The 12923-nt window shown below is 61.2% G+C and carries 9 protein-coding genes; 5 read left to right on the top strand and 4 right to left on the bottom strand.

What is annotated here, in order from left to right; all coding sequences use genetic code 11:
- On the bottom strand, positions 1–1373 hold a 1373-nt coding region (locus NZ585_14165), incomplete at its 3' end, for a circularly permuted type 2 ATP-grasp protein (protein MCS7081179.1).
- 389 nt (positions 1374–1762) lie between these two features.
- Here NZ585_14165 and NZ585_14160 point away from each other — a divergent pair.
- A complete protein-coding gene (locus NZ585_14160; protein ID MCS7081178.1) occupies positions 1763–2446 on the top strand; it encodes a hypothetical protein in 684 nt (227 codons plus the stop codon).
- A gap of 21 nt (positions 2447–2467) precedes the next feature.
- Here NZ585_14160 and NZ585_14155 read toward each other — a convergent pair whose 3' ends face one another.
- A complete protein-coding gene (locus NZ585_14155) occupies positions 2468–3688 on the bottom strand; it encodes a DUF3419 family protein (GenBank protein ID MCS7081177.1) in 1221 nt (406 codons plus the stop codon).
- Positions 3689–3712: 24 nt separating this feature from the next.
- Positions 3713–4384, bottom strand: a complete 672-nt coding sequence (locus NZ585_14150) for a class I SAM-dependent methyltransferase (protein MCS7081176.1) — start codon at positions 4382–4384, stop codon at positions 3713–3715.
- Positions 4385–4587: 203 nt separating this feature from the next.
- On the opposite strand from NZ585_14150, the gene NZ585_14145 reads away from it, so the two are divergent.
- Genes NZ585_14145 through NZ585_14130 form a run of 4 tightly spaced genes read left to right on the top strand, consistent with a single transcriptional unit; the run spans position 4588 to position 11283 of the window.
- Positions 4588–5424 (top strand): DUF4384 domain-containing protein, encoded by an 837-nt coding sequence (locus NZ585_14145; protein MCS7081175.1) that lies wholly within the window; start codon positions 4588–4590, stop codon positions 5422–5424.
- Between the two features lie 25 nt (positions 5425–5449).
- Complete coding sequence (locus NZ585_14140) at positions 5450–6022, top strand: sigma-70 family RNA polymerase sigma factor (GenBank protein ID MCS7081174.1); 573 nt, start codon at positions 5450–5452, stop codon at positions 6020–6022.
- A 5-nt stretch (positions 6023–6027) separates the two neighbouring features.
- Positions 6028–7950, top strand: coding sequence for a serine/threonine protein kinase (locus tag NZ585_14135; GenBank protein ID MCS7081173.1), 1923 nt, complete (start codon positions 6028–6030; stop codon positions 7948–7950).
- A gap of 42 nt (positions 7951–7992) precedes the next feature.
- Positions 7993–11283, top strand: a complete 3291-nt coding sequence (locus tag NZ585_14130; GenBank protein ID MCS7081172.1) for a CHAT domain-containing protein — start codon at positions 7993–7995, stop codon at positions 11281–11283.
- A gap of 311 nt (positions 11284–11594) precedes the next feature.
- Here NZ585_14130 and NZ585_14125 read toward each other — a convergent pair whose 3' ends face one another.
- Positions 11595–12920: an NAD(P)-binding domain-containing protein gene (locus tag NZ585_14125; protein ID MCS7081171.1), complete on the bottom strand. Its 1326-nt coding sequence runs from the start codon at positions 12918–12920 to the stop codon at positions 11595–11597.
- Positions 12921–12923: the final 3 nt, after the last annotated feature.

Below are 12923 nucleotides of genomic sequence, written 5' to 3'. Positions count from 1 at the left end.
AGTGAGCCGCGGCGCAGCGCCACGCGCGTCAGCCCGCCCGGCAACACGAAGATGTCCTCGCCGTAGAGGATGTACGGTCGCAGGTCCACGTGCCGCCCCTCAATGCGGTCGCCGACAATTGTCGGTACACGCGACAACCGGAGCGTCGGTTGGGCGATATAGTCCGCCGGACGCGCCAGCAGGCGTTCGCGGAACTCGTCGCGTTCCAGCGCCGTCGAGGTTGGCCCGACCAGCATACCGTAGCCACCCGAACCGCCCGTCGGCTTCACCACCAGCTTGTCGAGATTGTCAAGGACGTAGGCGAGCGCTTCTGGGTCGCGGCACAGGTAAGTCGGGACATTCGGGATAATCGGCGTCTCGGCCAGATAGTAGCGAATAATGTCCGGCACATAAGCATACACCGCCTTGTCATCCGCCACGCCTGTCCCCGGCGCGTTGGCCAGCGCAACGCGCCCGGCGCGATAAACCTGCATCAGACCCGGTACGCCGAGCAGCGAATCCGGGCGGAAGGTCTCTGGGTCGAGAAAGGTGTCGTCAATGCGGCGGTAGATGACATCCACCGGCTTGAGGCCGCGCGTTGTCCGCATTTTGACAAACCCACCGTCCACAACAAGGTCGCGCCCTTCGACAAGTTCGACGCCCATCTGCTGCGCCAGAAAGGAATGCTCGAAGTAAGCGGAGTTCGCGACGCCGGGCGTCAACACCACGACAGTCGGGTTGAGAAGATGTTCGGGGGCAAGGCGCTGAAGGGTTTCAAGCAACTTGCTGGGGTAGGTGAACACCGGCCGGATTGTCGCCGCCTCAAAGAGCTGCGGCAGCGTGTACTTCATCACCGACCGATTGCCCAGCACGTAGGAAACCCCGGACGGACAGCGCAGGTTGTCCTCCAAGACGTAGATTTGGCCGTCCTGATCACGCACCAAGTCAGTCCCGGTGATGTGGCACCAGATGTCGCGCGGCGGTCTCAGCCCTCGGCAGGCTTCCAGGTAACTCGGATTGTTGAGAACCAGATCTGGCGGCACTACGCCGTCCTTGAGGATGCGCTGCTCGCCGTACACGTCGGCGATGAAGGCGTTGAGCGCGCGGATGCGTTGCCGAAGACCAGCCTCGATCCACGCCCATTCTTTTGCAGCGACGACGCGCGGGATAAGGTCGAAGGGGAAGATTCTCTCAATGCCGTCGCTGCTGCCGTAAACGTTGAAGGTAATCCCTAAGTGTAGGAGCAGTTGTTCGGCGGCCGCCTGCCGACGCAGAACTTCATCACTGCGCAGCGTCGCCAGTGTCCGGGCGAGAAACGCCGTTTCGGGACGCGGCACGCCCGGCATCAGGAACATTTCGTCATAGAAGTCGCCGACTTCATAGTTTTCAAACATAGCCGGGGCGTCTCGGCGTGGGTTATGCACCGTCCACAAACAAAGCGAGGGGTAAGCGGCGTACGCCCGCTTTTGGGAGCTTTGCCTGTGTGGGACGAAGAAAACATAGCTAACCGCTAAAAGGGCGTCCAGCCTGCGACGTACGGCGCAATTCCTTTCCGCGAACATCGTTTCCGCCGCTGGGCCTCTCCGGGACGTTGGCGTCCCGGAGACGCGCCGTTTGTTGCGCTTCAGGCGGGCCTTCGGCGCGCGTAGGCGGCTAACCTTTGAAGAATTCTCTTCAAAGGCGGCTTGTGCCACGCCCAACTTTCAAACACAATAGAGCAACCTTGCCTTCAAGCGATTTGACTTTAAACACGCCGGGACTCCCACGGCGCTGCGAGGCGTTTATGAGCAACGGAACTGGCATGCTCGGCAGAATCTTCGGCTCAAAACTGGAATCCAACCGTGAAGAACGCGACCGCCGTTCCCAAGATGAGCGGTCGCCAGAGTCACTTCATCAGTCCGAGGAAAACGTTCCTCCGCACCTACGGAGTTTTGAATCCATTTACCGGAGCGCCCGCTTGCCGGTCTCCCCGTGTGGCGTTGAGGAACTTGAAAAGATGATCGCTAACCCAATCATCGCCAACGCTCCGCCGGAGACGCGCGTCATTGCACTGAAGTTTGCGCTTGACCGCGAGGGGCACACCATTGAAGAACCAAAAAACGACGCCGCCCGCAAGGTCAAGGCGCTTGAAAGCTATCACGCCACGCTTCTGAGTCGCGCCGACAGCTTGGGACGTCGCAACGCTGAGCGGTTCAAAGAAATGGAAGCCGAGCGGTTAGAGTTCATTCGCCGACAGGAGGAAGAGAAAGAGCGCCTGATGCGGGAGGCGCAGGAGGCGGAAGAGCAGGCGCGGGCGTTTGAAGCCCGGCTCATTGCCGAACGGCAGCGGCTGTCGGAGTTGCTTCGCCCATTTGTCGGCGAACTGGATTTCAGTGAATCTGACCTAGACTCCGTGCTGTCGGATGTAGCGCCGCCGACCAATACGACGGAAACACCGTCAGTGATGGTTGACCCAAGCGTGCGCTAGCGCGCGTTCCGAGAAAACGCGCTAGTTTACGACGTAAAGATGAAACCCGCCGTAGATGGCGAAGCGATCCTGAGCGAAGAGTTCCATCGAGCGTTCACGCTCGTACCGGACACGCGCTCGTAAGTCGGGCGGCAGCGCCGCTTCCACCGGCGAGGCTTCCGGCGCGGTACGGAAGATGACTCGTGAGCCCGGCGGCGCCACCCGTACCACCTCGCGCCACAGCGCAACAATCTCCTCGTCTTTCATCCAGTCTTGCGCGTCAAGAAACACAAAGCGGTCATAGGCTCCGGCCGGCTGCCGGCGTAAGTGAGCCGTCAATGATGTGACCTCCGTCGTCACCCGCGCGACATTGGCGCGCAGCGTCTCGAAATGTTCCGCCTTGAGGTATTCGGGAATGGCCCGACGGTGTTCGGTGTCGTAGCGCCGCGCCAAGGCCTGCCACGCAAAATAGTTCTCCTCAATGGGAAAGTCGCAGACAAAGCGCCGAACACGCCGCCGATACATCGCCAGAATGTTTTCCGGCGTTTCACGACGCATCGCTTCGTACTGACGCGGCGGAATACCGAGACCAAACACGATGAACGGCAGCTTTGACAGCGCCCGCACTAACCAGTGGTCGAAGTAGCGACCAATAGTGGCGTCAAATACTTTGGCGCGCTCAACCGGATCGGTCAGGCCAATGATGCGGTCGGGATAAATGCCCATCAGATGGGCGAGCTTCTCTAGAAAGCGGAGGTAGAAGCCGTTGCGCGCGTGGTCGTAAAGATTGTCCGCAAAGAAGTGAATGCGCCGCTTCCCAAATATCGTCAGGCCTTCCCAGAAGGCGCGCGTCGCCTCGTCAAGGTGTGGACTCAAATACACATCGTACGCTGTGACATTGCGCGCATCGTTGGCTGCGCCAAACATCCGAAAGAAGGCTTCGTGGTCTGGTAAGTGGCGGACGGCGGCCAGCTTGAGGCGCAACAGAGCTAGGTGATAGCGGTTTAGGTCAACGGCTGTAATGTGCGCCGGGCCATGCACCAAGTAGTTGAGAACATTGCAGCCGCCGGATGAGATCGTCAGGATGCGGCTTTCCGGCGTGAGTTCCAGCGCCGCCAGATCAACCTGCGGGTCTTCCCAGATCTGGTTATAGACGAACGCATCGAAGTAAAACGTAAACAGCCGTTCCAGCAGACCCTGCTTGGAGGTAATGGGGCTTTGGTGAACCGCCGCACGGAGGAGTTGAGCCGTATCAGTCGCCACAGACAAATACCCTCACAAAGACGTTCAAGATGCGTGCGCCGCGCTCGGTAGGGCGGTTTCAAACAGCGCGATAAACGCATAGCGCCCACCCACCGCTTCAATCGTCAGGTTGCCTTCGCCCCGATCACGGCGGGCGGCTAGCTCGTCCAGAATTTCCGGACGCGGCGTCACGTCAAAGCGTCGAACCCACGCCCCCAGCAGCTTTTCAAACCACCTCGGCAGTTCCTTCTGGTCCCAGAAGTCCACCACGCCCAGCCAACCGCCGGGACGAAGGCTGGCGAGCGCCGCTGCAACAGCCGCCCGCCAGTCGGGAATCATCGAAAGCGAATACGAGAAAAAGGCAATGTCAAACGGCGTATCAAGGCCGAACACCGCCCGGTGGTCGAAGCCTTCGGCGGCGGCGGTCGCAACGACGACATTCTCTAGTCGGCGGCGGCGGATATTGGCGCGCGCCGAAAGCAACATTTCGCTAGAGATGTCCGCGCCGTAAAACTGCGCCTGCGGATGCCGGCTCGCCAAAATGACCAGATTTCGCGCCGTGCCGCAACCAATTTCAACGACGCGCATGCCGGGTCGCACCGGAAGTCGAGCCAGCAGGGTGTCGCGTCCAAACAAAAAGTACTTGCGGGATAAGTCGTAGATGTATCGTTGCCGCCGATACATCGCATCCATCTTTGCGGCGTGGGTGTTCTTCATCAGGCACCGGGGGTAAGGCGCAGATAGGTGGTAATCTCGGTATGTCACCAGCGTAACTTAGTCGGACGCACAGACCGCCGTCAATTCGCCGTCTGTTGTTTCGCTAAGGCTTCGGCGAACATCTTGCTAGCTGTTGTGATACCGTTTTCGACCGCCTGTCGCGTCATGGATTGAGTGTCGGCTTTCAGGAGGTGCTCCGTGCTATGCGTGCTTCGCAACTCACAGCCAAGCTATACCTTGCTGTCGCCTTGTTACTGTGCGGGATTGGTTTCACGCCGGCGCAGTCACCGACCGGCGGAGCGGATCAAACCCGTGACGCCTTCATCCGTACGCGCCCGGCCACAGCTAGGTCAACCCGTCCGGTCAGCGCGCGCCACCGGCCGGCCAAAACTGCGCCATCCACACCTGAACCGCTGGGCTTCGGCTACACGCTCTATATCAGAAATCGTCATGGCCTTCCCGAACGCGCTGATCCCAGCCAAGTTTTCTCCACTGGGGACGAAATTCGCTTCGTTGTGGAAGCCAATCAGGATGCATACCTGTACGTTTTCAACGCCGACTCCAAGGGCACGCTGCGGATGATCTACCCCCACGCGCGCCTGCAAAACGGCGACAACTTTATTCGCGGCCACGTCCCCTACCAGATTCCTTCCGCCAAAGAACCCGACCCAGAGGCGCAGTGGTTCGTCTTTCTGACGCCAGGCGAGGTGCGTGAGAAAATTGTCTTTGTGCTGTCGCGGTCGCCGTTGCCGGACATTCCGACCAACGAGCGACTGATCCAAGCCGTCCGCCAGTCGGGTCATGAAGTGTGGACGCCTCCGGCGGGTGTTTGGTCGCGCGTTGTGCTGGCGCTGGAACAGCCCGTCAAGCGGACGCTGCTGCGGCAGGAGTTCGGACGCCTGCAAGAGCCGGCTGAGGCGTTGGCGATCACCCGTGAAATCGGGTTGCGTCCTAGTGCGGCGGCGCCGTCCGTCATTCATATGAGCGAATCGGCTACGGTGGACGTGCTGGCTACCGGTGTGGAACTCGTCAAGCGATAAGTAACGACTTTGCCGCTGCGCCGATATGGGCGATGTGACACAGCTTTTGATGGACTGGCAAGCGGGCGATAAAAGCGCGCTGGCGCGTTTGATGCCGATCGTGTACGGAGAACTGCGTCGCATTGCGGCGCGCGCCATGCGGCGTGAGTTGGTTGGACACACGCTTCAGCCGACGGCGCTGGTCAACGAAGCCTATCTGCGTCTTATTCGGCAGGAGCGCGCCGACTGGCGCAATCGGACGCACTTTTTCGCCATCGCGGCGCAGCTTATGCGGCGCATCCTCGTTGATCACGTTCGCGGCAAGAAACGTCTTCGGCGCGGCGGTGAACAGGTTTTGGTCACACTGGAGGAACTGGGTGGTGTGGCTTCACCCGACACGGTGGGCGAAGTGGACGTGTTGGCGCTCGATGAAGCGCTGAACAAGCTGGAACGTCTGGCGCCGCGCCAGTGCCGGATTGTTGAGCTGCGCTTCTTCAGCGGACTGACGGTGGAGGCGACGGCCGAGGCGCTCGGCATCTCACCAGTGACGGTCAAGCGGGAATGGGCGGTGGCAAAGACGTTTCTGTACCGGGAACTCCGGCCGACACGCGGAGGATGACCGCCATGACACCGGAACAGTACCAACGCATCACGGATGTTTTCAGTCAGGTCATTGAAGCGCCGCCCGACAAGCAAGCCGAACTTTTGGCGGCGCTCTGCGCCGGCGACCAGACGCTCCGGCGGGAAGTGGAGTCATTGCTCCGCGTTCATCCTGCGGCCCGGAGCTTCATTGAAAAGCCGCTTCAAGTGTCTCTGCCGGACGAGTTACCGACGGTTCACGACGTACTCCACACGCAATCCTTCTTTCATCTAGACACCGAACAACAGGCGCGCGGTTCAAGCGTCAGCGACCGCTACGTCGTCGAGCGGGAGTTGGGACGCGGCGGCAACGGCGTCATCTATCTGGCGCGCGACCAACAGCTCCATGGGCGGCTTGTTGTCGTTAAAGTGCTGCTCGACAAGCAGCAACATGACCCCCTGGCGCAGCGCATGTTTGAGAGTGAGAGCGAGGCGCTAGCGCGAATCGCCCACCCTGGCGTGGTCAAGGTTTTGGATCGCGGCCGTCTGCTTTCAGGGCAATCCTACTTTGTAATGGAGTACATCCGAGGCGTCACGCTCCGGGATGTTCTCAAAGAGCGCAGTTTGTCGCGGGCGGAGATCGTCGACATCGTCACTCAGATAGGTCGTGCGTTGGGCGCGGCGCACCGCGAAGGCGTCTATCACCGCGATCTCAAGCCGGAAAATGTCATGCTGGAGGACTTGGGCGACGGCGCACTGCACGTTAAGTTGATTGACTTTGGAATCGCCAAAGTCACCAACTCGGTCGTCGGTCAGGAGGCGCCGGACGGCTTGGTTGGGACGTTGCCCTACATGGCGCCGGAGCAAATGCTGTCCAGCGGATGCTCGGCCGCAACGGACATTTACGCGCTGGGCGTCATCGCCTATGAACTGTTGGCTGGCGAACGCCCGTACAAACCGGCGTTGTCCACGCTCCGCGACGCCATTCAGTCGTTGACGGCCATGCAGCGCGCCGGTTTCGGCTCGCGTTTGCGCGAGCGGTGTCCTGACCTGGATGAGGAAGTCGAGCGGGTGCTCCGCAAGGCGTTGGCGTATGACGCTGAAGCGCGTTACGCAAGTGCGGAGGCGTTCGTCAACGCCTTCCTGCAAGCGATGGAAATCTCAGCGCGGCAGGAGGCGGCAGTGCGCGCCCTCGAAGAAGAACCGACCATTTCAATCTCCAATCTGCCTCCAGTCGGCGGTGCGGCCGAGGCGGCGGCGGTTGGCGAGACCGTGATGGTGACAACCGGCGATGCGCCTCCGCACGTCCCATCCGCTCAGGGAAAATGGGTGGAGCGCTTAGTGGTGGCGGCGAGCGTTTTGATACTGGTGACGGCGGTCGTTGGCGTTCTGCTGTGGAGAGGACGGCCGATCAGCCACTCGGCGACGGTTGAAACCAAAATGCGGCCACAGCCGACGCTCGATGCGATGCGCGCCGTCCCGGTGCGGACGCCAGCGCTCACGTACGACATCGAACTTGTCATGCCAGGCGATCCGCGCCGAGGAAAAGCGACATTCAATCCTGAAGACACCGTACCGGCCGGCAAGGACATTGTGTTTCACATGACGCCGCATCGCACTGGCTATCTCTACATCTTTGCGCCGTCCAACGGGCGGCTGACGGCGTTTCGCGTTCCCGATGAACCCTCCCCGGCCGAATATCCGCTGACGTTTCCCAAGGACGCCTCGATTGGTCTGACGCGCACGGCCGTTACTCGGTTCACCGTCATTCTCGCAAGCGTCAAGCTGACGGTCTTTGACGGCTTGCGTCCGGGGCAGGCGCTTTCGGCGGCCCAGCAACGGGAACTGGCGACGCTGGTGGAACGCTTGACCCCACAGACGGTAGTCACTGGCGACGGCCTCCGACGAGCGGTACAGTCACCGTCCGCGGCCGATCCGGTGGTGTTTGAAATCGTCGTTCGACACTAGACGCGCGCACTGCACAGTGGTTGTCCGTTCAAAAACGCCGCCATGGGTGTCTTGGCTGTGGTGCTCATGTCCGCCTGCACGGTTTGCTGGCTGGTTGGTCTAACGCCCTTGTGTACGCCGGCCCAAGCCAGTCAGACGCCGGGAAGCGCGTCGCTGGAAAGTTTGGTACGGAAAGCCGAGACGCTGGTTCAAGCGGGGCAGTATGATGCTGCGTTGCAGGCAGCGCAGGAAGCCGTCGCCGTGAGCGAAGCCGCCACCGGCGGGTCGCCGCCTCTCACGGCGCGGGCCTACCGCGCCCTCGGCTTGGCGCAGGCTTACAAGCAATCTCCGGAAGCCGAGGCCGCGTTGCGGCGAGCGCTGTCCATTTGTGAAGCGCACTTTGGCGGAGAGCATCCGGAAGTCGCCCACAGTCTGGCCGGGTTAGCCTTGTTCTACCGGCTGCGCGGCGATTATCGGGCGGCCGAACCGCTCTACCGGCGGGCGTTGGAGGTGATGGAGAAAACCTGCGCCCCGGAGCATCCCGATTTGGCCGCGATCCTCAACAGCGTCGCGCTGTTTTACAAAGTCAAAGGCGACTACACAGCGGCTGAACCCCTTTACCGCCGCGCCTTGGCGATTCGAGAAAAGGCGCTTGGCGCAGAACACCCGGATACGGCGGCGACACTGAACAACTTGGCGGAACTGCTTCGGGCGCGGGGGGACTACGCCGCCGCCGAACTGCTCTACTACCGGGCGCGCGCCGTTTGGGAAAAAACACTAGGGGCGAAGCACCCGCATGTCGCCACGGTTTTGACCAACCTCGCACTACTGCACAAGGATCGGGGTGATTACCGTCGCGCTGAAAACGACTTCCGGCAAGCCCTGACGTTGCGTGAAGCAATCTTCGGCCCAGAACATCCTGAAGTCGCTACGGCGGCTTCCAACTTGGCTGAACTGTACCGCGTACGCGGCGATTATGCCGCCGCCGAGCCGCTTTACCGTCGGGCCGTCGCTATCCGCGAGCAAAAACTAGGACCGGAGCATCCCGAACTGGCCATAAGTTTCAACAACATGGCCGCGATGTACCGCGACCGGGGCGACTACGCGACGGCTGAACCGCTTTACCAGCGCGCTCTGAGCATCTGGGAAAAGGCGTTAGGGCCAAACCACCCGCTAGTTGCGCATGCCCTCAACAATCTAGGTGATCTATGCCGTTTGCAGGAGCGACTGGCGGCGGCCAAATCCCTCTTTGAACAGGCGCTTCGGATTCGTGAAAAAGCCCTTGGCGAAACGCATCCGCTCGTCGCCAGTACGCTGGCCAACCTTGGGGCGGTCGAGTCAGCGCTGGGCGATGACGCGGCGGAAGCGACGCTCAAACGTGCGCTAAACATTGCTGAACGGACTGCCGGCCTCGACCATCCGCTGACGGCGTCGGTGCTCACTCATCTAGGCTGGTTGTACCAACAACGCGGCGACTACGCTGGGGCGGAGGCGCTTTACCAGCGCAGCTATCACATCCGCGAAAAAGCATTGGATCGGGGACATCCCGACTTGGCGCTGTCAGCGGGGCGTTTGGCTTGGCTTGATTTGGCTCGCGGACGCCCTCGGCAGGCCGGTGACTGGCTGGCGCGCGTCTCCGAGTTGTTAGAGGCCGACTTTCGGCGGAACTTGGTTGTCGGCTCTGAGCGGCAAAAGACGCTCTACGTGCGACGCAGCAGTCAGTTGGCCGAAGCGACGGTCGCTTGGCAGGTGAAGTACTTTCCCAAGGAGGGGCCGGCGGCGCGGCTGGCCTTGTTGACCATCTGGCGTCACAAAGGGCGGGCGCTAGATGTTTTAGCTCATCAGACAGCCGTCCTCCGCGCGCGCGCCGACCCCGACGACCAACGCTTGCTGGACGACTTGGAAGCAATGCGCAATCGATTGACGCAGTTGGCCGGAAAGGCCGAGTCCCAAGTCGAACGCGCGCGTTTGGAGCGCGAGATTGAACGACAGGAAAGCAAACTAGGAGAACGCTTCACGCAGCTTGGCGCGCAGCTCCAGACCGTTTCCTACGAGGCCGTCCGAGCGGCGCTCCCCAAGGACGCCGTGCTGATCGAGTACTTTGTCTATCGTCCGCTTGACCCTGAGCGCCCAGGACGACTGGCGGCGGCGTATCACCTTGCAGCCTATGTTCTATCGTCGGGTGATGGTGCGCCGCGCGTCGTCGAACTAGGGGCGTTGGAAGCGATTGCGTCGCGCATTGAAACCTTTCGTTGGGCCTTGCAGGAGCGGCGGCCGGACGTGCGGACGGCGGCGCGCGCATTGGATGAAAAACTCTTCGCCCCGCTCCGACCGTTGCCGGACGGAACCCGGCGGCTTTTCATCGCGCCGGATGGAGACGCCAATCTGATTCCTTTTGAGGCGCTGGTTGATGAGCAAGGGCGTTATTTGGTTGAGCGGTACACCATCAACCTGCTGACAAGCGGGCGTGACTTGGCGCGCATCAGAGGTCTGAAAAGCAACACAAAGACCCAGCGTGGGTTGGTGTTGGCCGACCCGCGCTATGACCTAGGTGGCGGCCCGGCGGTGCATCCAGCTGATGGGCTACGGTCAGTGGATTTCCAGCTGGCGGACTACCCACCGCTGCCAGGAACGCGGCGCGAAGCCAGCTTGTTGCAGGGGATGTTGCACAACATTGAAGTGGTTTTCGGCGACAAGGCGACTGAAGCGCATTTGAAGGCGACGCGCGCGCCGTGGTGTTTGCACGTCGCCACCCATGGCTTTTTTCTACCTGGACGGCGCATCGGACAGGCGAACGTTGAGACAAGGGAGCTTGGAATGGCGGCTGAGGGTGCCGTCGCTGAGGAAAATCCGCTGTTGCGGTCGGGCCTTGTCTTGGCGGGCGTGCGGCAGGGACAAAGCGGCGCGGGTGAAGACGGCATTCTGACGGCGCTTGAAGCCGCCGGCCTCGACCTTATGGGAACACAGCTCGTCGTCTTTTCCGCCTGCGAGACCGGTCTTGGCGAAGCACGCCCCGGAGAGGGCGTCTATGGACTGCGGCGGGCGCTGGTCGTGGCCGGTGCGGAGACGCAAGTGATGAGTTTGTGGAAGGTTTCCGACGCTGCGACGACCGCTCTGATGGGCGACTACTACCGTCGTTTGGCACGTGGCGAGGGACGGGCGGACGCGCTTCGGGCGACGCGGCTAAAGTTTCTGCGCGGCGACATTCGTCCTCAAACAGGCGATCTCAAACGTGAACTGGGGTTGTCGTCGTCTCACTTAGAGCAGCGGCCGGCTACCGATTGGCGACACCCGTATTACTGGGCTGCCTTTGTCGTCTCTGGCGACTGGCGTCCGCTCGACGCTGGGCGCTAAAGCAGCAGTTTTCCATGCGACAGACAGCCGACACCCCGTATGAAGCGCTACAGGCGCGCCATGCGAGGTTGCGTATGTGATTGATTTTAGGTGTAAAAGTGAGGCTCTCAGCTGGTTCAAGCGTGTCATCAGCTTGCCCGGGCGCGACAGCCGTCATTCTGGATGAGGTTTTCGCTGGCGCATTGGCCACAGCGTGGGCCGGAGAGCGACCCGTCATCCTAGCTTCGCGGTGATCCGTTCATCAGCTGTTAGATAGCATTACCCCTCTCCCTGAAAACCGCTCTAGCGTTCGGCGCTGTACGCGAAAACGCCTAGGCGCTGGAAGGCGTCCAGAGCGGTAGCGCGACGATTTCCGGCCGTTTGCGAAGACGGCGCTCCCGCCACGCCAGAAACGGTAAAAACCACTGCGCCATCCGCATGCGCCGGAGCGCCGCATGGGGGTCAACCAGATGGGTTGTTGGCAACTGCGCCCCACTGGCCTCAAACACAACACTCAGAGGCAAAACCATCTCGTCTTGCAACCGGATAAGGCGCGCCAGTAAATCCGCCGCCGGACTCGCTAACGGACCGAAACCGTAACGCGGCTGCGTCGTGCCGAAGATGTACAAATTGCGCGTCCGGGGCGGGATGACGCCGGCATAAAGCTGCGCCGTACTGCCCTTAACCGTTACCAGTCCCGGCGGCAGGAACGGAAAACTCACATAAAAACCCGTCGCACACACGACTAGGTCGTACTCGTCGGCTGCGCCATCCACGAAATGGACGGTGCGTCCATTGAAACGCGCCACGTCGGGGCGCGGCCGGATGCGCCCGTGCTTGAGGTAGTACAGGAGTTCGGAGTTGACCGTTGGATGACGCTCGAAGATTTTGTGATCCGGCTCTGGCAAGCCGTACTGCGCGTATCGCCCCACAATGACGCGCAGCAACAAGCGCAGCAGCGCCCTTTGCGCCGGGACAGGTAGCCACCCGCGCATGATTTCCACGGTTGGAATGCCAAGCATCGTCTTGGGCAAAAACCAGTAGCCGCGTCGCAGGCTTAGGTGGCTGCAAACGGCGACGCGCGCCGCTTCCGAGGCAATGTCGCAGGCCGAGTTGCCGCCGCCGATGACCAAGACACGCTTCCCGACAAGCTGCTCGGGTCGCTTGTAGTCTTTCGAGTGTATCCATTCGCCGGTGAACTGCCCCGGATAGTCGGGGAAGCGCCGGTCCCAGTGATGTCCGTTGCATACGACGACGCCTTTGTAACGTCGTTCCGTCCCGTCGGTGAATTGGACACGCCATGACCAGTCCTCAAGCGGCGTCGCCAGACTCACTTCCCGCCGAAACTCGATGTTGGCGCGCAACGCAAAGTGTCGGGCGTAATCACACAGATAGGCCAGCATTTGGGCGCGGCTCGGAAAGTCCGGGTAGTGCGCCGGCATCGGATATTCAGGAAACGACGTGGTTTTACGGGACGAGATGATGTGCACCGTTTCATAAACCCCATGCCGCCAGTTGCCGCCGACGTCCTCATCGGCGTCAACTTGGTCGTACGGTATGCCGGCCTGTTTGAGCGCGCGCGCCACAACCAGTCCCGTTGGCCCGGCCCCAATGACCAACAAATGGTTTGTCCGGTTCTCCATCAGGCTCCTGTCCATCGC

The sequence above is a fragment of the Chloracidobacterium sp. genome, assembly GCA_025057975.1.
Lineage (GTDB): Bacteria > Acidobacteriota > Blastocatellia > Chloracidobacteriales > Chloracidobacteriaceae > Chloracidobacterium.
This window is presented reverse-complemented; position numbering and strand designations above follow the sequence as displayed.